Source organism: Arthrobacter sp. TmT3-37 (genome assembly GCF_054510835.1).
Genome location: NZ_JBTNDU010000010.1, coordinates 1 through 23002, shown reverse-complemented (window position 1 = coordinate 23002; position 23002 = coordinate 1). Strand labels below are relative to the sequence as shown.

Here is a 23002-nt window from a genome sequence, read left to right as displayed (position 1 = left end):
TCTCCCGCTTCATTCCGTCGCAGCTATGTTGGCCATTCACCTGTGAGCGAGTGGGGCCCGTAGGTGGAGCTCAAGGCCGTCCACCTACGGGTGAGCTGCCGCTGAGTGGAGCGTGTCGAGCTCGAGAGAACTGCATGGGCCTTGTATTCGGTTAGGCGGGGAAGCATTGGTCGAGGATGCAGCCGGAGGACCTTCCGCACGCGATTGATGCGGTACCTCGGACATTTGCCCCTCGGGTGCGCGGGTGCTGGTATGCCGCGTCATAAATCGCCTCCTTCTGCCAATCCTCCCGCTCCGCTTGGAACCATGGATGCACTGACAGCCGCTGACGGGAGGGTGCCTTGCGTTCCGATGAACAAAGAGACCAGCTGACGCAGATCGTGCAGGAGGAGAACCTCCACCTGTCTGACGTGTGGCTCCGCTACTCTACGCACGGAGGCCGCGCCAACGAGGACCAGTTCGCTAGGTATGCCGCCGGTGAGTATGAATTGGCTCAGCTTCAACGAGATCTGATCTCGATCGCCCTGCGTGAGCTGGTCGCTGAACGCCAGGAGTCACAGGGCATCATCGATACTCGGAACCGTCCCGGTTGCCGCCGCCCCGGCACGGACTGAAGCGTTATGACATGTTGTCGAGATCGCTGACGCTGCTTCCTTCCTGCTTAATTTCCCTAAATGCTCCGAGGGTCCTCTCATCGATGACCCTCGCTGTATGGAGCGGTGGGGGCCGGCGCTTTAGCAATAGATCTATTGATGACGGGTGAGACAAAGTCTCGGTTTATGGGGGCAACCAGGTCAGACGGTTGAGTTAGACGTCGATATCAAATTGCTCGGCGTCTGTGAAGATGAAGAAGTAGCGGCCAGGTCTACACGGCAACGAAGCCTGTCCGTGCGCGGCGAAGGAAGCTGCATCTAGCTCGGTCTTCGCTGCTCTGCTTGCACTAGAACACATCGCATCCAATGGGCACTGAGTTGCCCGCATCTCTCAATTTCGGGTGAGCGAGCAGTCATCGTACGTTATGGAACCAGTGGTTGTTGTCTGGTTGATCGAGTAGATCTGGGGAATGATCCTGGTTCCGGTTTTGGTTGCCGTGCCTGTCACGGTGATTTTCGTCCAGGTATTCGCGGGAAGCTGTGTTTGGGTTTTCGTGACCAGTTTGGTGTTGCTGCTCATGTCTGCAGCGTATTGAAGGATCCGCGAGACGACGGTTAACCCGGAACTGCTAGGCCTCACCCAGCAGGAGGCGGTGTAGGTTTTCCCTTGTGTGGCAGAGGCTACGGCTGTGTTTTGGGTCAGGCCGACCAAGCCAGAAGTTATCGACGCGGCGGTGACCTTAAGTGCCCCTTTGCCGCCATGTATGGGCGTGGTGACGCGGGTGAGTGTTCCGGTGGTGAAGGCTTTCCAGCCTCCATTTGTGCTTTCGAAGCCGGGATCGGGCAGTAGTTCAACGGGTGCGGCCGGAGGTTGCGGGGTTGGTGCCGTGCTGGTGCTTGCGGTGTAGGTGAGGACTCCACAGCTGCTGGGTGTGAAGATTCGCTTTTGTGCGATGGCGAGATTGCCTATAGCTACTGGACACGATTGTTGAGTTGAGCTCTTCTGAGCTCCAGTAATTTCGTCTAGTGCTATCAGTTGACCAGGTGTTGCCGTGTCATTTCCGGCGAGAGTCCACACGAGCCCGTTCGAGATGATGGGTGCGAGGGACAGGGGATTGGATGGTCGTCCGCCCATGTCAGGCAACGTGTAGGTCCAGTGTGTCTCTCCCGTGGTCAGGTCCACGGCGAACAACAGGGAGGGCTCGTTGTGCTCGTATTTGGTGAAGATACCGGTGTTGCCGTCGAAGGCGATGGGTGAGGTGCTTGAGGGCAGTGTCCGCACGAGTTTTCCCGTGGCGGGGTTGATGACTAGTGTCTTCGCATTCCAGTAGAGGCTGTGTACGTAGAGCAGGCCGTTGTGCATCGACAGGTCTGAGTTGCTGCCCTGAGTGCCCAACAGGGCCGCTTTGTCGAAGGTCCACAGTAACTGTCCGGTGAGTGTCCTGGCCTGGAGGTCCCAGCCGGAGTTGCTGTAGATCTTGTTCTCGAAGATGAACGTCCGGGCCCCGTTGGACCCGAGTGGAATCTCCAACCGTTTGGCGCCCGTCACCATGTCGGCTGCCCATGCGTGAGACATTACGAGCCCGCCGCCAACGGTGACTGTGTATTCATTTCCAGTAGGCGCAGTCCACAGCACTTTCCCGGTGGCCAGATCGAGCGCATCTGTCACGACCCATCCGTCGATGTCATGAGGCACGAAAATCCTGGATCCATCAATGCGTGCTGATTGGGCGAAATGATAATTGCGTCGCCAGAGTAGGGCGCCGGTTGCAGTGTCATAGGCCGAGACGTAGGAACATTGATACTGCCGGTCCACCACAATCGTTCGGGTTCCCGCCACGCTGATCGATGCGGCGTTGCTTCCAGCAGCAGAGGGACATAACGGGGGACTTGCTGCCCATCCGGGCTTGATCGTTGCCGGTATCGTCTCGGCTAGCTGCGCGTTCTCATTGAGGGCGTTGATGCCCGCGCCGGCCACGTTGGTGCCCCCGACCGGTAATGGTTCCCGCCCGGGCACGATCGGGGACAGAGCCTGGGCCGAGGGTACTGCCACTAGGCCAGCAAGGAGCAGAACGAGTGCACTGCTGACGGTAAGAGAACGGAAGCGCATCGGTTAGATTCCTTCGGACGTGAGCAACCAGGACTTCCTTGAGCATCACTGTTAGTTGAGATCGTTTGCAAGAGAGGAACGACGGAACTACTACTCAGCTTTTTTGGGGTAACTACTTACTGCCATGCCGGATTGTTTGAAGCGAGAATATTTAGCGCAACGTCGAGTTGCTGGAGGATCAGAGCAGTTTTTCTGCTGTTCTAGTCTTCGCCGGTCTGGCCATCCCCCGCAGTAGGCGTCGACTCTTGCCCACATTGGGTTCCCTGCTGCTAGGCAGTTATCCGCAGATTTAAAAGCCGCCCGCAAGCCATCGCTCTCCGCACCTCCTGACGCCCCTTCCCGGATCAACAACGCCAGACAGGCGAAGAGACGTTAGCCGGGACGATGAAACGGGTGCGTAGGTGCCTCCACTGCGACACCCACCTCGGTCGTCTAGCTGCCAAGGAGCGTCTCGAAAAACTAAAGCTTTCCGAGACACTCGAGCTGGTTTGCATGGGAGCACCTACTCTCCGGCATCTCGAGCGTCTCGTTGTCCCGGTAACTTGTCTCATTGGGTTGTGTCTCGGAACTGCTGGTGATCGGGGTTTGTGAGTCACAGGGATTAAATGGGGTGTTTTGGTCGTATCAGGGTCAGCTGCGAGTCTCGATGGTCATCCAATTGTGGGCGGGTGGAGCCCGAAGGGTGGAGCTCAAAGCCGTCCACCTGACGCTCCTATAAGCGTCAAGAGCGTACGTCGTGTGTTCGTGATGTATGAGGCGGCTTAGTCGTGGTTTCAGCTTCCGTAGGAGGAGTCCACTGAGTGCGTCTTGGGCTGGAAGCCTGCACGCAGCCCACCTGGGGGTGATGACGTTTTTACTCACCCCGTGCGCGGGCATGCATGGATTGCGGGGCGGTGCCACTGGTATCGGGTACCACCCTGGGCGGCCGAGAATCGGCAGCTGCGGCTATATGGTCCCTACTCTGGAAGTGGCTGCTCGTCTTGGGCGGCTTCCTTTTCGTTCTTCTTATGGTGCCCGCAGCGGATACACCTGCATCGTTCGGCCGAGCCCCAACCTGTTCAGAGGACCCACGATGCACCACTCTTCCGAGAACGACGCCCCGGATGCTTCGGAGCTGTTGTCAGCGCTTGGTTCCGATGACGGGACCGCCGAGAGACTTCATCAGGCTGTTGTGGACAGCGTGGACGTGGTCGAGTTCCTGAATCAGCTCACCGAGATCGCGGTAGATGTTCTCGGCGCACCCGGTCGAGGGGTGTTTTGCGGGGTTACCCTTCTGCGGCCGAAGAAGGTGGGCACCGTGGCCAGCAGCAGCGAGCAAGCCCAACACCTGGACGAGGTTCAGTACCGGTTTGATGACGGGCCCTGCCTGACCGCCGCCCGGCAGGAACATGAGGTCTATGTCCCGGACGTGCGGACACTGCGCCCGGGTTCAAGGTACCGGCAGGCCATGGAGGCGCAGGGTGTGCGATCCGTTTTCGCGGTACCGATCATCCTTCCGGGGGATACCTACAGTGCCCTGAACCTGTATTCGGACCGACCGGAGGCTTTCGATGCCCGCGCCAGGAGGTACGCGCACCGCTTCGCTGCGGAGGCCGCGAAATCGCTGGGTGTCGCCACGCGTCTGGCTGCCCTTGTCGACACGGGGATTGATTTGCGCGCTGCGATGGAGAGCAGGGCCACCATTGACACGGCCGTTGGCATCATCATGGGCCAGAACACGTGCAGTCAGGAACAAGCTGTTTCAATCCTGAGCACCGCGGCGAGTAATCGCAATATGAAGCTCCGCGACCTCGCCCAGCAGCTGATCACCTTCACAGCCACCGGTGAGCCCACAACCTCCTGAGCCCGAACCGCCTAGCGAGGCTCGATGGCCAGGCCAGCGGCTTGTTGCTGCAATCATTGCCGGTATTTGGTGAGCAGTTCATCGTTGCGGGTTTTGTCCCGCTCGAGGCGCGATAGCGTCGCCGGCCACTGGCCGAGGTTGCCGGCTGCTTGCTGCAGGGTGATGCCCAGATCGTGGCGGAGCGGTCGGAGGTCACCGACCGAGGGCGCCGGGACGGGTTGGGTGAGTTGGCGATAGATCTCGCGGGCGACGTACCGTTTCAGGCACCGCATGATTTCTCGTTTGCTCTTGCCTTCCTCGGTGCGTTTGGTGACGTAGTCCTTTGTCCTGGGGTCGATGCCAACGCAGATGGGACCCACGGGGGCGGTCTAAGTGAGACCCACCTTGCACAGTGACTGGAGCTTGAGTGGAGATCACTTCCGCGGCCTGGTTTGAGTCAACCGCTCTCGCGGCGACTTACCAGTGGATTAACCGCAGGCTCTCTTGCCCCCCTCCCCCACTGCTGGGCCTGGGAGGCTGGGTGTGCTCGGCGCAGCCTTGGCGATGCATAGCACCAGTACGTCTGTTGTGCTTCTTGAGGACTTGCAGGATCTTGTGCTGGGAAGTCCGGATGGGACGCCTGGGGTACACCCAGGTGAGCACGTCGGGTCAAGACACGCAGTTGCAGCTCAACGTGGTGGGTGTCAGCTGAAGTGAGTAGTGATCGGGGCTCGAGTGACACTTTCCACGACTGCGGCGGCAACCGCGCTCAACTTCAGGTTCCGGGAATTGGAGGCCATCTTGAGAATCGTCATGGCCTTATCCTGTGAGCATCTGTTCTGGCCCATGATGATCCCCGCTGCCAGGTCAATGATCGTGCGGTTCTGCATCGCGATCTCGAGGTCCCTGGAATGATCAGTCAGGTCAGCGATCCGCACCGCCGTACGCAGCGCATTTGACGTGTCTCGAGCAAAGGCGCACGCCTTCTCTACAGCTGCGTCGTCGAAGCCGCGAACCTGCGGCGAGTAGAGGTTGAGGCCAGCGCTGGCCTTACCGTCGAGAACGATCGGCACTCCGATCGCGGATAGCATGCCGTGCTCGGCTACATCGGCTGAGTACCCGCCGAACCGGTCCTCGGTGCGGAAGTCCTCCACCCGGTACATCTTCTCCTCCCGCGCAGCCCGCAGGCAGGGACCGTCGTTGTGCTCGTACTGGAGTTCGTCCATTTTCTCGGCCTCAACACTGCTGCTGGCGACCGTCGCCATCCTGCGCGGACGCAGAAGCGTCACCCCGCACAACACCGGGGCCGCTTCCGTAGACAACTGCTCGGCGGCCGTGCTGGCCAAGGAGTTTAGAAACCCGCGCACGTCCTCACTGTCCAAAACCGCGTCTTGCAGGACCATAGTGGGCGACACCGGTGGATCATTTTCTGTAGGGCTCATGGATCCTCAACTCGGTAACCTGACGACGGGATGGGATGATCACGGCGCTGTTCAGTGGACACTCTGCGTGCGAATGAGGAAATCTACCGTGCACGAGCCTACGTCGGTGTTGGCGCGTTACTTACACGACTGCTCCACTGCCGCCAATACTGAGATACCGGTACACCGTAGCGCGACTGACTCCGATGATCTTCCCGATGTCGGCCGGCGCAAGCCCCTGGGCTTTGAGGTCTCGGGCGCGTCTGACCTTCGCATGCTCGGCCGTGACTTCCCGTCGGCCAGCCTTCCGCCCATACTCTGCGGCCGCAGCCATACCTGCCCTTGTCCGTTCAGCGAGCTGGTCGCGCTCGAGCTGAGCAAAAGCCGACATCACCGTCAGCATCGCCCGCCCCATCGGCCCTGTCGTACTGATGCCTTCTGTAACGCTCCGGAAGTGAACACCCCTGTTTTCCAGATCATCGATGAGGGCCAGCAGGTTCCGGGTGTTCCGACCCAGCCGGTCCAGTTTCCAAACAACGACCTCGTCACCGCTTCGGAGGTGGTCAAGGAGCTTGTCGAGTTCTGGCCGGCTCGCCATCGTCCCGCTCACCCCATGGTCGGTGAAAACCCGATCGCAGCCGGCAGCCGAGAGCGCCGCGTGCTGCAGATCCGCGTTCTGCTCCAAAGTGCTGACCCGGGCGTATCCGATGCTTCCCACTCGTCCGCTCCTCGCGCTCATCAAAGGCCTTCTTCTGCTTTGTTGAGAATAGCCGACGTGAGACACATTGGTGAGACGAAACACGGACACCGGCAGCCCTGCAATTACTGAAGTGCGCAAGCTCCCCGAGCAAGCACCTCCGTTGTCCAGTCAAAGAATCCTTTGCTGAGACGACTTTCTACGATTGGAACCGCCTTAGACAATCTGAGGGGTACACGCTTGATGGCCGACCAGCTACGGCGCATGATGCTGCCATGAAGAGCCGACACGTAAGCCGAGTCATCAACGCGCCCGTGGATGTCATCTACGAGTACGCATCGAACATTGACAACCTTCCCGCGTGGGCTGCGGGGCTTGCACAGAGTGAAGTAGTCAGGGATGGTGACACGCTGTTCGTGGAATCACCGATGGGCCGAGTGGAGGTCCAATTTGTCGAACAGAATCGCTTCGGTGTTCTCGACCACGACGTGACGTTGCCATCCGGCACCGTGGTCACAAATCCTGTTCGGGTGCTATCACACCCGGATGGAGCTGAAGTGGTCTTCACGGTTCGCCAGATTGAGCTGGACGACGAGGAATTCGCTAGGGACGTCAGCCTGGTCGAAGCTGATCTAGAACGACTCGATCGCCAGGTTAGTAAGCTGCCCTAGCCCCTGGACTGCCATCAACACCAGTTTCACCGAAGGCTCCTTTGATGGACTGCTCATTGGCAGCCGAAAGCTCTTCTTGGTGTACGCATGTGGGCACCCTTTCGTCCATATTCACCGTCCAGGCTAAACGTTCATCGCCGCTGCCGTGCTGACGGGCACGAGGGCTACAGCTGCAGAGTGAGCGCCAAGGGACCGGCTTGCGGAACGACTCCTGCCCGTCTGACATCCCCATTTCATGCTGTTAAGGAATATGTAAGGTGACGGCGCAGCTAGGGTAGTCCAAGGACTTCCACCGTGGCATGGAACGGGGAGGAAGGCACTTGTAGGAGGACTTGTGAAGCTCACTGAGCTAAGGGTAAGAAACTATCGGACGATCGCTGGCGAGCAAACTATACGTTTGAATTCGGGCACCACACTCGTTGGTCCGAACAACAGCGGAAAAACAAATTTGCTCAGGAGCGTCCAGCTTTTTTTCACCGGATATGAAAATGAAGCTGGTTATGACAAGGAAGTTGATCTCACTTTCGGAGCTGGATCGCAACGCACAAGTCTAGTGGCGTCGTTCGCACTGGACGGCCATCCGAGAGATGAAGAGGTTGCATCACTTCTCAGTGAACTTCACGAAATCGTTGGCACTGAGCGAGAGTCTGAATCGTTTAGCGTCAACCTGTACTTTGCGGGGGCAAACAACACGCCGGTATACAGAGTGTTCGCAAACACCAAAGTACCTAATGAAGCGGATCGCCCTGCATTTAGCCGCAAACAAAAGCAGCTTATAGAAATCCTCATGAGTACATTCCGGTGTCACTTCGTACCTTCCGCCAAGAGCACTTCTCGTCTTTACCAAGACTTACTCCAGCCGTTCCTCACGGAGATCGCAGCCGAAGCCATCGAGCCGCATCTGAAGGGCATTCAGGAAGCGCTAGGTAAGGTTTCGGACAGCCTAAACGATCAACTCTCGTCTGTAGGACTGGGACAAATTAGTGCCACCTTTGCACTGCAGGGCACATCTCGTTCACGATTATTAACTGGGTTCGAACTTCTGCTCTCGGATCCGCAGCGAACTCCTATCGGGGAAAAGGGACAAGGTATACAGTCCACGGCCCTATTTGCCTCTTTCGTGTGGATCACGCAGCAAGAGCAAGCAGCAGGTCACGTCCCAATTTGGCTCATTGAGGAGCCAGAATCTTATCTACATCCCGAACTATCAAAATCATGCCAAGAACTCCTTGGAACTCTTGCTCAACACTCCCTCGTCGTATTGACCACCCATTCCCTTTCCTTTGTCCCGCCCGACCTCCAGCGAATACAAGGAGTTGATCTCGACACCCATAATCGAACTGTCGTCTCCAGCTTCACCACTCACCGCGATGCGACCGGCCGCATCAGGGATGCGCTAGGCGTGCAATTTTCCGATTACTACAACCTGGGACAAACGAACATCCTCGTAGAGGGTCCGTCTGATGTAGAACTGCTCGTTTGGGCCGTCAAACGGTGCGGTGGTCCTGAGGATTACCCACTAATCCGCCAAGCTTACATCGATGATTTCGGGGGTGTGAAGCAGCTCGAAGGTTTCCTGAAAGCCGTCTTCGAACCCATTAGTCTGGAACGGGCTCTAGTCTCGGTCTTTGATGGTGATGAAGCGGGCAACAAAAGCCGGCAGAATCTTCAGCAGTATTTTGGCCAGAAAAACGTTCAGTTCCAACCAAACATCCATTTCGTCTCGATTAGAACCGGCTACGCGGTGGAAGGCCTTTTTCCTGACTCCTGGCTAGCCGAGGCATATGAGCAACATCCCGGCTGGTTTGACTCATTCTCCGTTGATGCTGTCGGCGCCGTCGAACCTTTTGTAGTTAAGGACCGAAACAAGTCTAATTTACAGAACCTCATGCAAAAACAAGCCGAAGATGCCGATGACCTGGAGTGGGCTGGGAGATGGCTGCCAGTGCTTAATGCAATTGAAGCTGCGCTGAAGAAGCAACTGGATAAGTTGAACCATGGCCAGGCTTCAACTGCTTAGGGCCGCTGGAGTCCGCATCAGAACAGGGCTAGCGCGTCGCCCAAAACTCTCGTCGTGGTCTACATGCACCCACATCTGGAACGCCGACTCTTCTACCCCGGACCAAACAACAGACCCTGACAACCGCGATCCACCCGCATGCTCAAGTCGACCGCAACCAGGCTTTTCAACTGAACACAACAATCAAAGAACGGTCAAGGGTAGGCACCGCCCTAACTGCGCTGTGCGTTGAATTGTGATTGGCGACAGCCCGCGCCGGAAAGCGCTTGGGTGGATTCTCCCGGTTGGTGGTGCAGTCTTCGTTTTCGTCCTGAGCGGGTTGCTCCTGAACTGGACGATCGCGCCAGGAGTCGTGGTGCTCTACTTCTGTATCCGCTGGGGCGCAAAAGCCGGCCAGAAGAACCGAGAAGAGACAGAGGCCTACCGCCAGGAATGGCTGAAGAAGCGAAACGACGAAGCCGGCTCAAATTGACGTAATCGCGATTTCCGGGGCAACCCTTAGTTGGGTCAACGGGTGATATTCTGCGCGGCCGATGAGGAATCGGCTAGCGAACGGGGTGGTCCTGCATACAGGTTCGGTTCGGACCGCTTGATGGTGATGAGCGGCGGATGATGTTCCATGAAGCAGGACGGCAGGGGCTCTTGCCGGATCAGTGCAATCTGCTTGGGCACGGAGTGCCCGTAGAGGGGTCTGATTTGACCCTCGCGCACTTCGTAGGAATCACGTCGCCGCGGGTAAGAGACTTCTTTGAGACATCACTTCATCCTTGAACCGGTTGCCTGCCGATCCCGCGCGGCACTCGCGATTCGTGCCCTGTACCACCCGATGGCGCCCCGGATTCAGGTAGTCGGAGTATGGAATTGAGTACTGGTTTGTACGCGACTGGAGCGAATGAACTTTTAGGGTGGATCTCGCGGCGAGAACCTCGCCGCATACACTTCCAGCCCTGCTCGAGGCCGGAGACGATGTGACCGGCGGTGAGTGGGATCCTGAGACCATCCCGCGCCCCAGCGCCGCCGGTCACCCAACAGCTACCAACCAACGTCAGCGCTGCCTGCAGTTAGTACCTGTTGAGCATGACCACGAGGAAGCCCTCGTGTGGAGCTCTGCTGCGGGACATGACTGAGGGTTAGAGGCGGCCGAAGGGTGCGAGGGGTTAGACGGCGGAGGGTTTCTGGACCATGTTGTCCCGCTGGCAGGACGACATGGCATCGTCGATGAAACGCGTCGCCCCGGGAATGAATCAACGCCCGGGCTAACTGATTCTGATGCGGTGCCGACAGTCATTGACGATCGGGAGTAATGACCGGCCAGGAAGCATCAGTCGACCGGGAGCATCGGCCAACTGAGACCTGGTGCGGATGCCACTGAAAACCCGACCGTGAGCGGTGCCCGTCGTGGTGTACCTTGCGTTGATCGGCAGTGTTTACGCAGTTTCTGCGCCCTGCCCGCTTTTCGTGCGCGCCGTGATGCTACTTTTCGAGCGACATGGTGTCTTCGCACGATTCGTGGGGCTTCTTTTCCTCCCGTGCTAGGGCACATCCTGATAGCAGCTGGGGAGCTTGCTCATGAATGGGTCCGATCGTGATGCCCTTATCGTTCAGAACCTGCCGCTGGTGGGGTACTTGGTCTCCGACCTGTGTGCACGGGCGTCTCACCTGTCCCGTGATGATTTCGCGTCGGTCGGGGCGATTGCCCTCATCACCGCGGCGGACGCCTTCGATTCGTCTCTGGGAGTTCCGTTCGGAGCGTATGCCAGGAGACGGATCACTGGTGCGTTTGCCGACGAGATGCGCTCGAGTGACTGGGCTCCCCGGACGACCCGGCGACGCATCAAGGACACTCTCGCCGTTCAGGAGACGTTGACCGGGACGCTGCGACGCAATCCGACGCTCGAGGAGATCGCGGCGACGCTCGGCGTGGACAGGGACACCGCTGACCGTGCGTTGCAGGACGCGAGCCGCACTGTCATCAGTCTCGACCAGGACGCGGCGGACACCCTGCGCAGCGACACGTCATCTCCGGAGGCGGTCCTCCTTGCCGCTGAGCAGAGCCGCTACCTCAGGGCCGCAGTAACGGCACTACCAGCCAAGATGCGTCACGTCGTGGAGCAGGTCTTCTTCCACGGACGGACCGTCGGCAGCATAGCCGAGGAACTAGGAACGACCCATTCGGCTGTCTCTCAACAGCGAACCACGGCCCTTAAGCTCCTCCACGACGGCCTGCGCACCCATTACGCCGACATCGACGACCACGCACTGCCCGGAACTGCAGTCAGAACGGCGACCGTTTCCGCTGCACGGCACTCCGCCTACCTCAGCACCCTCAGAACGGCCGTGAGCCATACTCGCCCTCATGCCGCGGACCGGTGGGACAGGACGAAGCAGCTAGCTCTCGCGTCCTAAATTGATTGAACGACACCGGACATGCTGCCCGTTCAGAGGGGCGTCCTTGAGGGGTGCGAACTCGCTGGCCCCGCCAATAGACCCGGCGCCTGCTGTTGTCCGTTGTCCGGATGTGTCCTGACTACGACCAGACCCACCTCTAGCGCGGCTCGGTGTAGTGCCGGCCTTCTTCGCGGCGAGTTCATGTCGCTGGTGCTCGATCAGGAAGGCTCGACAGCACGGGTGGAACGGGAACTGAGCGAAGACCAGGGCGTCAGGGTCAGCGGCTCACCCAGGGCTCGAGATTGGGGTGTTTGTCGTCGGATTGCTGCCGCTTGCTGGTTGCAGCCTATGTTACCGGCACCCCTTCTCGCGGGTGCCGGTAACATAGGCATCATTTAGGGTGTTTCTACTTCTTGAACGCGTCCTTGATGTTCTCGCCGGCGTTCTTGAAGTCCGCCTTTGACTGATCGGACTGGCCTTCAGCTTTCAGGCTGTCGTTGTTCGTCGCTTTGCCGTGACCTTCTTTGATCTTGCCAGCGACCTTCTCCGCAGCGTTCTTGATCTTGTCGTCCAGTCCCATGATGTCGTCCTTCTCTTTTGTTGATCGGCGAGCCGGTTGGCTCTCCGAATCCTAGTGCTGCGCTCACGCGCTCTTCCGGTGCCCTGGTCGAACCTTTACCGAGACGATAACGATGCGGTGGGCTTTTGCATGACCGGCAGTCGCGACCCTGCTTTTCCTCTGATCGGCGCGGACGCAGTGATCCTGCGGACCCTTTTTTCATGCCCGGGAAGCGGACTCCTCGGTTGTATGGTCTTCCGCGTTCTCTTCAGCGGGGAACAGGTGGCGGTAGCTGAGTCCGATGATGGTGGCTCCGATCATGGGGGCGATCAGGAAGAGCCAAAGCTGACCGATGGCTTCAGGGCCTGCGAAGAAGGCGGCGGCGGCCGACCGTGCGGGGTTCACTGAGGTGTTGGTGATGGGGATGGAGATGAGGTGGATGAGGGTCAGGCTGAATCCGATAGCCAAGGGCCCGAAGCCTTTGGGCGCACGTGGATCAGTGGTTCCGAGGATGATCAGCACGAAGACGGCCGTGAGAATGACTTCGGTCAGGAGGGCGGCGAGAAGCGTGTACCCCTCGGGCGAGTGCTCGCCGTACCCGTTGGCTGCAAACCCGGATTCAAGGGCGTTGAAGCCTTGCTTTCCGGACGCGACGGCGAGCAGAGCTGCCGCTGCAGTGAGGCCGGCGAGGAGTTGAGCGAGGATGTACGGTCCGACGGCTTTCCACTCCAGACGGTCAGCGAGGGCCGCGCCGAAGGTGACGGCGGGGTTGAAGTGGCCGCCGGAGATATGACCGACCGCATAGGCCATGCACATGACGGTCAGGCCGAAGGCGAGGGCCACACCGAGGGATCCGATGCCCAGGGGTGTTTCGCCGGTGCTGCCGGCTGTGGCAGAAAAGATGGCGCTGCCGCATCCACCGAAGACGAGGACGAACGTACCCAGCGCCTCAGCGATCAGCCGTGATGTCATTGAGCGATGCACTGGTGTTCCGTTCTCGAAATAGGTTCAGGACGTTCTCGGAGTGGTGGATCGGGCGCAGTGTTTTTGCCCCTGCGGGCATGCTGCGTGAGATCGGTGCCGTGGTGACCCGTTCCGGGTAAGCATCATGCTCACGGACAACGGACGAGGAGCTCACGGACAACGCACGAAGCCTCCGGGGTCGCTCTTAGTCCTCGACGGGCCGCCGGTGGGCGGACACGCCTATGACCACGGGTTGCTGACGGTCTCAGTGCGGATATGTTCGGGTGTTTGCCGGGTGCGAGGGTGGTTCAGTGCCCCAACACATGGGACGGGTCGGTGGCCGAGGAAGCTGCGCATGTCTATAAAGACGCTGCCCAGCGCTATTCCTCACGCCCTCGCCGGAACTTCCTCAAGAAATCTTTCTGCTGTTCTCATCGATGGGACGGTCGGGCTGCGGGGCGGCGGGACTGTCTGTTGGGTAGGCCGACGTCAGGTGGCGGCCCGTGTGATGATGCCAACGAGGGTAGGGCGGAGCGTTTCGGCCCCACTGGGGAGGGTGAGTGCGTGGAGACGCTGCAGTGCGACGTCCAGGACGGACTGTCCCCGACCGGTGATGCTGACGGTGAACTCGTTATGCGCGAGACCGCGCTCCCGGGTGACCCATTGATTCTTCTCGAGCTTGGATAGGACAAACCCGGTGGTCTGCCTGCTGGCAAGCACGAGGCCGGCTAGATCGGACTGCCGGATCGGGCTTCGCTCCGCAAGGTGTTGCAGGAGGTGCAACCCCATTTGCGGGAGGCCGATCGTTTTGAGGCAGGCCGCTGATTGCTGTCGGGCCAGTCGGGCCGCGATGGACAGCAGCTGCAGGGTCGATAGGTCGTCGGGCTCCATGCTGCGGTCCTCCAGAACGGGATGAGCGGGAAAGGCGCCTCGAAGCGCACACAGGGGGTCGGGTGCGTCGTGTTGGTCGATGAGACGTGGCGGTGATGTGGGTGAGCCGCGCCGGACGGGACAGGTAGCGATCACCGTTTTGCGCCGTGGAGCTCTGAGGGTGAACTGCGTGTGGGACAGGAGAGGGGTGCTACCGCGTGGGTAGCACCCCTCTCCTGTATCCCTCGTGTCGTCCTGGTCGGCGTTTTTGTGAGCCTCAGAGGGTGTACCGGTCAGGACGCGGGAGAGCTAGATGCGGTGTGCACCGTCGGCGCCACCGCTGGTGCGCTGAGTGGTCTGGGCCTTGGCCTGCTGAGCCTTGCCCTTGAGCTGCTGGCCGGCGGACGGTGCGGCATCAGCGTGCGCCTTGATCTTCGGGGCTTCTTCCTCGGCCTTGTTCAGGTAGCCTTCCCACCGCTTGGACATGGGGCCGATGAGCCCACCACCAACACCGACGACGATGACTCCGACGACAGCCGAGAGGACCGCGATCAGAATCGGGGTGGTGACGGTCGTTGCGATCTCGACCTGGTTCAGGGCCGCGATGATGCCGATGCCGAGGATGAAGATACTCGCGATGTTCGCCAGGATCCTGCCGTAGGACAGACCACCGAGGGCATTCTGGATCAGGGACTTCACGGCTGCGGCGATAGCGGCGGCGATGACGACGATGACGATCGCGACGATGATCTTGGGCAGGAACGCGATGATACCGGCCAGCAGGTCACTGACGGGGTTCGGCCCGAAGACGCCGAAGGCGAACTGCAGGACGAACAGGACCAGGAAGTAATAGACGATCTTCGAGACGATGTCGCTGGCATCCAGGGAGGACTGAGCGAGGGCCTTCTTCACGCCGCCGCGCTCCACGACACGGTCGAAGCCGACCTTCTCGAGCAGCTTGTCCAGGGCCTTGGAGATCACTTTCGCGATGATCAGACCCACGATGAGGATGACGAGGAACAGGACGAGCTTGGGTACGAATTCGATCACGGTCGCCAGACCGGACCGGAGTGTTTCTTCCATGGATGTTTCCTAAAAGCGAGTGGGGAGCCGGGTTCAGGGCGCCCCCACGCGCCACCAGCAGCTATCGGGATCACAGTAGGGCGTTGATCCTTGCAAAGCAAGCAGGCTTACTATAAGACTGCTTATGGAGTTGGTGGCGTTGGCGACAGATCACTAGAGCGTTGCGCAGATTCTCGATTCCCACCATGACCGGGCACTTGGCCCGGCTCAACCCAGAAGGACTTCCATGCTTACGCAGAATGACATCGACAGCATCCTCTCCGGCAACGGCCACGTCCTGGACAGCAACGGCACCAGGATCGGGTCCGTCGGCCAGGTCTACTTGGACGACCAGAGCGGCGACCCGAGCTGGGTCACCGTCAAGACCGGGCTGTTCGGCACGTCCGAGTCGTTTGCTCCTTTGCAGGGCGCGAACATCAACGGCGACGACGTGACCATCGGTTACACCAAGGAGCAGGTCAAGGACGCACCCCGCGTTGAGTCCGACGGCCAGATCAGCCCCGAGGAAGAGGACCGCCTCTACCGCCACTACGAACTCGCCGGCCACACCGGGCACAGCGACAACTCGAACCGGACGGACCGGACGGATGCTGCGACCGCGGGTACGACCGGCGGCGACTTCCTTGATGGCGGCCGGGACACCACCGGCACGACGACCGGCACGACGTCTGGTACGAGCGGGTTCGAGGCCGGATTCCAGGACGGCGACGAGCGTCATGACCGCAAGGACGCGGTGGGCCACGACACGTCCGGCCCGACTACCGATGAGGCGATGACTCGCTCGGAGGAGCAGCTCCACGTCGGCACCGAGCGGCGCGAAGCCGGCAAGGCCCGCCTGCGCAAGTACGTCGTCACCGAGAACGTCACCCAGACCGTTCCCGTCAGCCACGAAGAGGTCCGCCTGGAGCGCGAGCCCATCACGGACGCCAACCGCGGAGACGCCTACGACGGTCCCGCGATCAGCGAGGAAGAGCACGAGGTCGTTCTCCATGCAGAGCGTCCCGTGGTGGAGAAGGAAGCCGTCGCGGTCGAGCGTGTCCGCCTCGACAAGGAAACCGTCACCGAGCAGGAGACCGTCACCGATGAGGTGCGCAAGGAACAGATCGAGTTCGTCGATGACAGCACCGACGGCTCGACGACCGATGGCAGCGGCACCTCCGACCGCCGTCGCTGATACCGCGGAGCTGATCAGTTGATTGGCCAGTGTTGATTGCAGGTGAAGGGACGCTGCTGACGCAGCGTCCTTTCACCTGCAATCAGGTCCCGGTCAGCTCTTTCCTCATCCGGGGGAAGCACTGCTGATGTCCCGCCTTGTCCGCTAAGTGCGCCGGTCTTTTCAGGAGCGTGCCCGTGTACTGCGTGGGGGACGCTGACCGGTGGCACTTCGCTTGGTTCTAGACGAGCTCGTTGGATTGTTGATGGCTGGGGGGATGGCGGGGGGTTCCCTCGATGGAGAGGATGGTGACGTTGATCGTCCCGACAAGGAGGCCGCTGCGTTCGATGGTGTCGGCGGTGAGTTCCTGCAGCTTTTCGGAGAGCGCCAGCGCCGGGTGGGTGAGGTCGGTGGCGATGTCGAGGTGAGCGTTGACGACGCTGCCGGCGAGGGTGAGGGTGAGTCCGTCCGTGACGGAGACGGTCGGGTCATCCAGGCTCGTGGCGAAGGTCTGTTGGACCACCGCAACGGAGGCAAGTTTCAGACGTTGGAGGGTGCTGCGCACAGTGGGTTCCAGGCGTAGCAGCCCTGGCTCGGCGAGCAGCATCGTTCGGAGGTTCTCCGCGACGAGGTCGAGGTCAACGACCCGGGCGTCCATTGACTGGGTGGAAGGCTGAGGAAAAGGCTGAGGGGAAGGCTGCTCAGACATCGTAAAGGTCCTCCACGACGAAATCGATTTGTTTCATGGTGATAGCGGTCTGGCTTTGCACGATGGCACCGACACGTTCCCGCAGGGACACCATCGCTTCCGGGATTTTCATTGTTGATCTGATTGCTACCTGCAGGGTGATGCGGACGTCGCTGACATCGACGGGGTCGCTCGAAGGCAAGCGTTTCCCGTCGGGTCCGGTGGTGCTGATGGTGCAGCGGCGTGCATGGATCCCGGGGATTGTTGATGCGGCGAAGCGGATCAACGCGGTCAGGGCTTGTTCGCTGATGTCGATGGCACCGTACCTGGTGGTGCGCAGCGGGGCTCGACGACCGCGGCGTATCTCTGAACGGGCGACCATCATGATCGCTTCCCTGACGCGGCTGCCCGGTTGCAGGTCGGGGTCCGTCCGGTCACGTGCCCGCATTGATTCTGTGACAGATGCGAGGTGGTGCAGAGATGCGCGGGCGCTGAGGCAGTCCTCGCAGTGCTGTTCGTGGGCTGAGGGTGGTTCGTCGATATGAGCCCACAAATCATCGAGGTTCCTGCCGCAGCCAAGACGTGGGCGGTCCTCCTGGGCACGATCGTCGCGCTTCTGGTTATCGTTCACCGCCATGGTTCCATCCCTTCTGCCAACAAGCGCTTCGCGCGGGCGATCCGGCCGCGGACGGTACTTTCGGGAACCTGCACGATGGCCGCGATCTCTGCGTACGAAAATTCATGGACTTCGCGCAGCAACCAGCAGGCGCGCGGGCCGGGCGGCAGCGTCTGGAGGACTTGGGCCAGCGCCCTCATCTGAGACTGGGTCTCATAGTCCTGGGCCGGGTCTACCGGAGCTGCTACTCCGATGGTATTCCTTCCCCCGGAAGGCCCCGCTTGTGCCTCGTCCTGATCGGAGCCGAGGTCTGCTGTCGCATCTGCGGGGCGTCTTTGTCGGCGCCGGAGTTCGTTCAGGCATTTGTTCGTCGCTGTGCGGTACAACCAGGGAATGAAAGCCTGCGGCACCGTGAGCTTCGGCAGGCTCCGCCAGGCGGTGATGAACGTTTCCTGCACGATGTCTTCGGCTTCGGAGCGATCGTTGAGCATCCGCAAACACAACCGGAAGACTCCTCCCTGATATGCGGAGATCAACCAGTCGAAAGCATCCAGATCCCCATCCTGGGCCCGCGACACGATCGTCAGCTCATCGAGCTCCTCGACGCCCGCTACCGACCATCGCTCCGGTCCGTCCGGGGTGGGGTGAGAGGATGCGTCGGTGAACGAGTCGGCGTTGACGGCGGCAGCATCCTCCACGGCATCAGCGGATTGAATCCCTGCCGAAACTTGACGCTGATCGGTGGTGGAGTATTCATCATGGACGTCAGCGGAAGGGGCTTCACTGGTGTCGGTTATGGCCCTGTTCTGCGTGGTGCCAGGTGTTTGGGGTTCCTGCTCGAAGCGTTCAGGCAGAACAGCGGGAATCGGGTTCTTCGTTGCAGGAGTGGATGCGATGAGAACACCGGTATCCGTCGGGCCGGCAGGAACGAGGTCCTCGAGATTCGGAACCCCGTTGCCCGCTTCATGATCAGCGGCTGTGTCGGCGGAGTACTCGATACGCGCGTGAGGTGTGAGGCCATCAGCATCAGCCTCATCACCGGAAGGATCACCGGAAGAGTCGCTGGAAGGGCTCATGGTGGAAGCCCTACCGGACTCCAGGGTCCCGTGCTCCTCGTGCTCCTCGTGCTCCTGGTGCTCGTCGTGGCCCACGCAGCCCCTTTCCGTCGTCAATGACTTCCGTGATCAGCGCAACCCGTGTTGACTTCTCATCTGAGGCCCCTGTGCGAGAGATGTGTGGCGGGTCGCGCATGGAATGTGCGGTGGAGACCGTGCTTAGACTAAGCCACTTCTGACCTGCGGGGGGGGTCCACCTCTCAACGCCTCCCGGTGCACCCGGTTGGCGGGTAGCGGTCGCGCTAGGGATTGGGGCGAGGTTCGTCAACCGCGAAACACGTCCCGATCAGAGCACGTGTCGCCCCGACAGCCCGGGCGCGACAGTCCCGAGAAGATCCTCAAAGAAGCACTCCAGACCGGTCACAAAAAATATTCTTCTGCCGGGCGTGACGAATCGCCGGAACCGGCGTCTTTACCTATGTACGCATCAGCTTCCCCACACTCTTACGAGGAGATCTTCCCATCATGGCTAACACCACTGCATCCCACTCCGTCGTTCCGGCTACCGGCGAGGAGCAGAAGCGCCAGGCCGAGCAGCAGGCGAAAAACGTCGAGCAGTCACGCAACGTCGGACCGCTGCAGACCGACCAGGGCAACACCACTGTCGCCGACACCGTCGTGCAGAAGATCGCCGGCCTCGCCGCCCGCGAAGTACCCGGCGTATATGCCATGGGCAGTGCCGGCCGTCGCGCATTCAGCAGCCTCTCCGAGCGCATCCCCGGATCCCAGACCAATGTCAGCGGTGGCGTCAGCGTCGAAAAGGGTGAGCGTCAGGCAGCCATCGATCTGAGCATCGTCGTCGAGCACGGCGCGTCCATCGTTGACGTCAGCAAGATGATCCGCCGCAATGTCATCGACTCCGTCGAGGAGACCACGGGCCTTGAGGTCCTCGAAGTGAACATCAACGTCACCGATGTCCACCTCCCCGAGGATGACCAGAAGGACGACAACGACTCCGCACGCACCGAACTCCAATAACTCCCAGCAACTCCCAGCAACTCCCCGCGCCTGATACCGCCGGACACCGCCGGACACCCCCCGGCAATGCTGGACAACGCCGGATATCCCGAACTGCCAGTGGGTAGCACTGAGCAGCCCCGGAGACGCCCGGCGGCAGAACACTGCAGGCCGTGAGTTCGACGGATCATCCCGGAGAGCTCACGGCTGCGGCATCCCCCGTTTCTTGCTTGCTCCTTCACCGCAGCACCCACACTTTCTGAGAGGCACGATTATGAGTACGACAGCTATGGGCCTGGTGGCCGGTCTTGTCCTGGGTTGGGCCGCCGCGTTCGGCGGTTTCGGCGAGTTCCTCACCGTCGCCGTCTTCGGTGCCCTGGGACTCCTCGTTGCCCGTGCCATCGACGGCAAGATCGATCTGGGCGCCCTGACCGGACGTTCCTCCACCCGCCGATGACCGACAACCCTGAAGCGCACACCCCTCACCGGCAAGGCCTCTACACGGTCAGCAGCCCCACTTCCGCCACGGACAGCACACCCGACAGTGCGAACGGCACTGAGGGTACGGATGCATCCGGTGGGCGGACTGCTGCCGAGGACCGTGGGACGCTGACGATCGCCGAAAAGGTCATCGAGAAGATCGCCAGTCAGATCGCGGCAGACACCCCCGGGGTGCATGGCTCCAGTGGAGGCTTCCTGGGCATCGGATCCCGTGACGACGAAGACGCCCGACCCAAGGTCACAGCCGAACTTCACGGCCGTACCGCGTCCCTCCAGGTCCGCGCGGGAGTGCGGTACCCGACGCCGCTACGTGTGACCACCGAGCGCCTGCGCGAGCGGATCCGCACCCAAGTCAGCAAACGATGCGGCGTTGACGTGCGCCAGGTCGATATCGACATCACTTCACTGGTCGCCAGAACCGACCGATCCGGTCGAAGGGAACTTCAATGAGCACCCGCTCCCAATCACTGCGACGCCGCTCAAGCCGGTCTCTGCCAGCCACCATCACCGCCATCGTCCTCCTCGCCCTGGCCGGCGTGGGCGCGTGGGCCGGCATCAGCCGGCTCCTCAGCGGGACCTGGCCGGGGTTCCTGGCACCTATCCGCCAGAGCCTCTCCAGCCTCACCTGGGCCAGCCCTGCCCTCTGGGCGGCGGCGATCATCCTCGCCATCCTGGGGCTGGTCCTGCTGCTCGCCGCGATCCTGCCGGGCCAGCACACCACCGTACGTCTGACGGACCCCAATGGAACGGACCCGCAGACCGCCGAGACCGTGATCAGCCGCCGGGGCGTCGCGAAACTCGCCAGCGAACACCTCGACCAGGCCGATGGTGTGGACTCCGCGTCGGTCACCGCGACGGCGAAGAAGGTCACCGCGCTGGTGCGCACGCCCCTGCACGACGCGCCCGAACTAACAGAAAAGCTCACCCGGTCCCTCGAGCGACGTCTTGAGCAGGTCGGTGTGGATCCCTCGCCCCGCGTCGTCGTCCGTGTCAGGACCACCCCGTGACCCCTTCAGCAATCCCCCGTTTCCCCGCCCTCTGTTCAGCGACACCCGAAAGGACAACACCATGAGGCACACCGCGGGCGGCCTGAACCGCACCTGGCTGGCGATCATCGGTCTGGTGGCACTGCTGCTCGGTCTGGCCGGCATCCTCCTGGCATCCGGCGCCGCGGCAACCCTGACCTCGACCATCAATCCTGGACTACAACCCGCCGGCCCCCAGGAGCGGATTCTTCCCGACGGGTTCCAGGATCTGTTCGCCTCCAATGGAGCAGCCATCCTCGTCACGATCGCGGCAGTCCTCGTCGGACTGCTGGCCCTGATGTGGTTGCTGGCGCAGATCCCGAAACGACAGCAGGCGCGCACCTACCGACTCCACGCCGAGGACGCCGTTGATGGTCGCACCCGATGCGAACCACGGGTCATCGCTGACGCGGTCGAGGCCGACGTCGAAGGAATCTACGGTGTGACCGGGGCGTCCGCTCTGCTCCGGGGAAGCGCGTCCCAGCCCGAGCTGAACCTGGACGTGAAAGTGGATCCCCGCTCCGATATCCGGGACATCATCGATCAGATCCACAGCCACGTCGCACCGAACCTTGAGACGGCACTGGAAACCCCCCTGCGCAAGACCGCGGTGCTGATCAACGTCTCAGCATCCAAAGCCAACAACAAAGCCGTCGTGCTCTAAACCCGCGTCTCGCCGGGCTCAGGTATCCACCGAGCCCGGCGACGGCCACCTCTCCGTCATCCCGACGCCACCCTCTGGGCGGGCCGCGTCGCGCACGCGTATGAGCGCATCAGGTGAACCGCGAAGAGGCAACACTGTAATGCCCTTGGCGTTCATGCCGCCTATGCGCGCACCGCATGACGAACCCAGCGGTCCACTGGAGACACTCGCTCTCTCTGGGGAGTGCTCTCAACAACAGCACAAACTGCCTCGGCCGCGCACGACATCATTGGTCGTCCGGCATTCTCGTGACCCGTCGAACCACGTCCATGCGCTGGCCAGCTACCCCGCCCTTCCGGCAGAAGGTCAGGGCAAGCGGACGTCGTGGAAACACTCCGTGATGCCATGTTCTGATACGGGGTTCGACTGCCTTATGCTGATGACTGGTCCTGCAAGCGGCCAACCGGTTTTCCCTTGATGGAGCCACCATGTACGACCGCCTTCTCACCCTGATCAGGGTCGACCTCGCCAATAACGAAGCAACGATCTCCGTTCGAGGCCGCTTCACCACCACGAACTACCGGGCCCTTGTGCCCCTCATACAGCGTGCCCGCGCTCTACCGGGCAACCCCATCGTCACCATCGACATCTCGCGGGCGGCCACGGTGGAAGCTGACGCGATCCGCCTCCTCCTGGAGGCGTGCCACTCGGCTCCCCCGCACATCTCCACACACCAGAGCCAGCACAGCGCCCCGGCCCCGGTCCGCATTACCGGGCCCGCTGCCCTGTCTGACACCTCACGCGTAGCTTCACCCGTCGCCGCCTGACAGTCCGAACACCTTCTCCACACCACCGGCCTGTTCCCCCGCCGAACAGCAGCTGCAGGACTCCTGTCCCGCCTGTGCTGTCCGTCCGGGGCCCGGACTGTGCTGCTGAACAGCACCAGCTCGCCGTCATGCCGATCCTCGTCGCATGTGCCGGCACCTCTTCCCTCTCGCGTTTTCCCCTCTTTTCAGGAGTAGTTATGAATTCTCGTCTTGTACCCACCGATTCTTTCCCCGAGGACCTCGCGGCACTTGAGGACATCGAGTTGCAGGTCCTGCACAG

23 protein-coding genes and 1 pseudogene are annotated in these 23002 nt (G+C 61.0%); 13 read left to right on the top strand and 11 right to left on the bottom strand.

Features of this window, described 5'->3' with window-relative positions:
• Window positions 1-341: 341 nt before the first annotated feature.
• A complete protein-coding gene (locus ACX80U_RS12825) occupies window positions 342-614 on the top strand; it encodes a hypothetical protein (RefSeq protein ID WP_459268738.1) in 273 nt (90 codons plus the stop codon).
• A gap of 370 nt (window positions 615-984) precedes the next feature.
• Here ACX80U_RS12825 and ACX80U_RS12820 read toward each other — a convergent pair whose 3' ends face one another.
• Window positions 985-2703 (bottom strand): outer membrane protein assembly factor BamB family protein, encoded by a 1719-nt coding sequence (locus ACX80U_RS12820; RefSeq protein ID WP_459268737.1) that lies wholly within the window; start codon window positions 2701-2703, stop codon window positions 985-987.
• Between the two features lie 1072 nt (window positions 2704-3775).
• On the opposite strand from ACX80U_RS12820, the gene ACX80U_RS12815 reads away from it, so the two are divergent.
• Complete coding sequence (locus ACX80U_RS12815; RefSeq protein WP_459268736.1) at window positions 3776-4546, top strand: GAF and ANTAR domain-containing protein; 771 nt, start codon at window positions 3776-3778, stop codon at window positions 4544-4546.
• A 53-nt stretch (window positions 4547-4599) separates the two neighbouring features.
• On the opposite strand, the pseudogene ACX80U_RS12810 reads toward ACX80U_RS12815, so the two are convergent.
• The 3 genes and pseudogenes from ACX80U_RS12810 to ACX80U_RS12800 all read right to left on the bottom strand — a co-directional run.
• Window positions 4600-4884: pseudogene (locus ACX80U_RS12810) on the bottom strand (IS110 family transposase); the annotation flags it as partial.
• Between the two features lie 345 nt (window positions 4885-5229).
• Window positions 5230-5967 carry a GAF and ANTAR domain-containing protein gene (locus ACX80U_RS12805; protein WP_459268735.1) on the bottom strand — a complete coding sequence of 246 codons (738 nt, stop codon included), beginning with the start codon at window positions 5965-5967 and terminating at the stop codon, window positions 5230-5232.
• A gap of 121 nt (window positions 5968-6088) precedes the next feature.
• A complete protein-coding gene (locus ACX80U_RS12800; RefSeq protein WP_459268734.1) occupies window positions 6089-6664 on the bottom strand; it encodes a recombinase family protein in 576 nt (191 codons plus the stop codon).
• Window positions 6665-6918: 254 nt separating this feature from the next.
• On the opposite strand from ACX80U_RS12800, the gene ACX80U_RS12795 reads away from it, so the two are divergent.
• The 4 genes from ACX80U_RS12795 (at window position 6919) to ACX80U_RS12780 (ending at window position 11740) form a co-directional block, all read left to right on the top strand.
• A complete protein-coding gene (locus ACX80U_RS12795; RefSeq protein ID WP_459268733.1) occupies window positions 6919-7314 on the top strand; it encodes an SRPBCC family protein in 396 nt (131 codons plus the stop codon).
• A gap of 334 nt (window positions 7315-7648) precedes the next feature.
• Complete coding sequence (locus ACX80U_RS12790) at window positions 7649-9334, top strand: ATP-dependent nuclease (RefSeq protein WP_459268732.1); 1686 nt, start codon at window positions 7649-7651, stop codon at window positions 9332-9334.
• A gap of 235 nt (window positions 9335-9569) precedes the next feature.
• Window positions 9570-9806: a hypothetical protein gene (locus ACX80U_RS12785; RefSeq protein WP_459268731.1), complete on the top strand. Its 237-nt coding sequence runs from the start codon at window positions 9570-9572 to the stop codon at window positions 9804-9806.
• 1097 nt (window positions 9807-10903) lie between these two features.
• On the top strand, window positions 10904-11740 hold the full coding sequence (locus ACX80U_RS12780; protein ID WP_459268730.1) for a sigma-70 family RNA polymerase sigma factor: 837 nt from the start codon (window positions 10904-10906) through the stop codon (window positions 11738-11740).
• 388 nt (window positions 11741-12128) lie between these two features.
• Here the strand turns inward: ACX80U_RS12780 and ACX80U_RS12775 are convergent, their stop codons facing one another.
• The 4 genes from ACX80U_RS12775 to ACX80U_RS12760 form a co-directional block, all read right to left on the bottom strand.
• On the bottom strand, window positions 12129-12302 hold the full coding sequence (locus ACX80U_RS12775; RefSeq protein WP_459268729.1) for a CsbD family protein: 174 nt from the start codon (window positions 12300-12302) through the stop codon (window positions 12129-12131).
• A gap of 198 nt (window positions 12303-12500) precedes the next feature.
• Window positions 12501-13253, bottom strand: a complete 753-nt coding sequence (aqpZ, locus tag ACX80U_RS12770) for an aquaporin Z (RefSeq protein ID WP_459268728.1) — start codon at window positions 13251-13253, stop codon at window positions 12501-12503.
• A 480-nt stretch (window positions 13254-13733) separates the two neighbouring features.
• Window positions 13734-14135, bottom strand: a complete 402-nt coding sequence (locus ACX80U_RS12765) for a MarR family winged helix-turn-helix transcriptional regulator (protein WP_459268727.1) — start codon at window positions 14133-14135, stop codon at window positions 13734-13736.
• 288 nt (window positions 14136-14423) lie between these two features.
• A complete protein-coding gene (locus tag ACX80U_RS12760) occupies window positions 14424-15197 on the bottom strand; it encodes a membrane protein (RefSeq protein WP_459268726.1) in 774 nt (257 codons plus the stop codon).
• 226 nt (window positions 15198-15423) lie between these two features.
• Between ACX80U_RS12760 and ACX80U_RS12755 the strand changes: the two genes are divergently transcribed.
• Window positions 15424-16371 carry a DUF2382 domain-containing protein gene (locus ACX80U_RS12755; protein ID WP_459268725.1) on the top strand — a complete coding sequence of 316 codons (948 nt, stop codon included), beginning with the start codon at window positions 15424-15426 and terminating at the stop codon, window positions 16369-16371.
• 220 nt (window positions 16372-16591) lie between these two features.
• Here ACX80U_RS12755 and ACX80U_RS12750 read toward each other — a convergent pair whose 3' ends face one another.
• Genes ACX80U_RS12750 through ACX80U_RS12740 form a run of 3 tightly spaced genes read right to left on the bottom strand, consistent with a single transcriptional unit; the run spans window position 16592 to window position 18805 of the window.
• Window positions 16592-17008, bottom strand: a complete 417-nt coding sequence (locus ACX80U_RS12750) for a hypothetical protein (RefSeq protein ID WP_459268724.1) — start codon at window positions 17006-17008, stop codon at window positions 16592-16594.
• 43 nt (window positions 17009-17051) lie between these two features.
• Entirely contained in the window at window positions 17052-17675 is a 624-nt protein-coding gene (locus ACX80U_RS12745; RefSeq protein WP_459268723.1) for an Asp23/Gls24 family envelope stress response protein, read from the bottom strand.
• A complete protein-coding gene (locus ACX80U_RS12740; RefSeq protein ID WP_459268722.1) occupies window positions 17666-18805 on the bottom strand; it encodes an RNA polymerase sigma factor in 1140 nt (379 codons plus the stop codon). The genes ACX80U_RS12745 and ACX80U_RS12740 overlap by 10 nt, the downstream gene beginning before the upstream one ends.
• Window positions 18806-19234: 429 nt before the next feature.
• Between ACX80U_RS12740 and ACX80U_RS12735 the strand changes: the two genes are divergently transcribed.
• The 6 genes from ACX80U_RS12735 to ACX80U_RS12710 all read left to right on the top strand — a co-directional run bounded on the left by ACX80U_RS12735 (window position 19235) and on the right by ACX80U_RS12710 (window position 22722).
• On the top strand, window positions 19235-19747 hold the full coding sequence (locus ACX80U_RS12735; RefSeq protein ID WP_459268721.1) for an Asp23/Gls24 family envelope stress response protein: 513 nt from the start codon (window positions 19235-19237) through the stop codon (window positions 19745-19747).
• 253 nt (window positions 19748-20000) lie between these two features.
• On the top strand, window positions 20001-20183 hold the full coding sequence (locus ACX80U_RS12730; RefSeq protein WP_459268720.1) for a hypothetical protein: 183 nt from the start codon (window positions 20001-20003) through the stop codon (window positions 20181-20183).
• Window positions 20180-20677, top strand: coding sequence for an Asp23/Gls24 family envelope stress response protein (locus tag ACX80U_RS12725; protein ID WP_459268719.1), 498 nt, complete (start codon window positions 20180-20182; stop codon window positions 20675-20677). Before ACX80U_RS12730 ends, ACX80U_RS12725 begins: the two co-directional genes overlap by 4 nt.
• Window positions 20674-21234, top strand: coding sequence for a DUF6286 domain-containing protein (locus ACX80U_RS12720; protein ID WP_459268718.1), 561 nt, complete (start codon window positions 20674-20676; stop codon window positions 21232-21234). The genes ACX80U_RS12725 and ACX80U_RS12720 overlap by 4 nt, the downstream gene beginning before the upstream one ends.
• A gap of 61 nt (window positions 21235-21295) precedes the next feature.
• Window positions 21296-21916, top strand: coding sequence for an Asp23/Gls24 family envelope stress response protein (locus tag ACX80U_RS12715; RefSeq protein WP_459268717.1), 621 nt, complete (start codon window positions 21296-21298; stop codon window positions 21914-21916).
• A 467-nt stretch (window positions 21917-22383) separates the two neighbouring features.
• On the top strand, window positions 22384-22722 hold the full coding sequence (locus ACX80U_RS12710; protein WP_459268716.1) for a hypothetical protein: 339 nt from the start codon (window positions 22384-22386) through the stop codon (window positions 22720-22722).
• Window positions 22723-23002: the final 280 nt, after the last annotated feature.

Coding starts and splice junctions, on each gene's coding strand:
- ACX80U_RS12735 (WP_459268721.1), top strand. CDS start 19,235: ATGGCTAACACCACTGCATCCCACTCCGTCGTTCCGGCTACCGGCGAG.
- ACX80U_RS12805 (WP_459268735.1), bottom strand. CDS start 5,967: ATGAGCCCTACAGAAAATGATCCACCGGTGTCGCCCACTATGGTCCTG.
- ACX80U_RS12710 (WP_459268716.1), top strand. CDS start 22,384: ATGTACGACCGCCTTCTCACCCTGATCAGGGTCGACCTCGCCAATAAC.
- ACX80U_RS12765 (WP_459268727.1), bottom strand. CDS start 14,135: ATGGAGCCCGACGACCTATCGACCCTGCAGCTGCTGTCCATCGCGGCC.
- ACX80U_RS12730 (WP_459268720.1), top strand. CDS start 20,001: ATGAGTACGACAGCTATGGGCCTGGTGGCCGGTCTTGTCCTGGGTTGG.
- ACX80U_RS12755 (WP_459268725.1), top strand. CDS start 15,424: ATGCTTACGCAGAATGACATCGACAGCATCCTCTCCGGCAACGGCCAC.
- ACX80U_RS12795 (WP_459268733.1), top strand. CDS start 6,919: ATGAAGAGCCGACACGTAAGCCGAGTCATCAACGCGCCCGTGGATGTC.
- ACX80U_RS12820 (WP_459268737.1), bottom strand. CDS start 2,703: ATGCGCTTCCGTTCTCTTACCGTCAGCAGTGCACTCGTTCTGCTCCTT.
- ACX80U_RS12745 (WP_459268723.1), bottom strand. CDS start 17,675: ATGGCGGTGAACGATAACCAGAAGCGCGACGATCGTGCCCAGGAGGAC.
- ACX80U_RS12715 (WP_459268717.1), top strand. CDS start 21,296: ATGAGGCACACCGCGGGCGGCCTGAACCGCACCTGGCTGGCGATCATC.
- ACX80U_RS12750 (WP_459268724.1), bottom strand. CDS start 17,008: ATGGACGCCCGGGTCGTTGACCTCGACCTCGTCGCGGAGAACCTCCGA.
- ACX80U_RS12815 (WP_459268736.1), top strand. CDS start 3,776: ATGCACCACTCTTCCGAGAACGACGCCCCGGATGCTTCGGAGCTGTTG.
- ACX80U_RS12775 (WP_459268729.1), bottom strand. CDS start 12,302: ATGGGACTGGACGACAAGATCAAGAACGCTGCGGAGAAGGTCGCTGGC.
- aqpZ (WP_459268728.1), bottom strand. CDS start 13,253: ATGACATCACGGCTGATCGCTGAGGCGCTGGGTACGTTCGTCCTCGTC.
- ACX80U_RS12720 (WP_459268718.1), top strand. CDS start 20,674: ATGAGCACCCGCTCCCAATCACTGCGACGCCGCTCAAGCCGGTCTCTG.
- ACX80U_RS12760 (WP_459268726.1), bottom strand. CDS start 15,197: ATGGAAGAAACACTCCGGTCCGGTCTGGCGACCGTGATCGAATTCGTA.
- ACX80U_RS12725 (WP_459268719.1), top strand. CDS start 20,180: ATGACCGACAACCCTGAAGCGCACACCCCTCACCGGCAAGGCCTCTAC.
- ACX80U_RS12780 (WP_459268730.1), top strand. CDS start 10,904: ATGAATGGGTCCGATCGTGATGCCCTTATCGTTCAGAACCTGCCGCTG.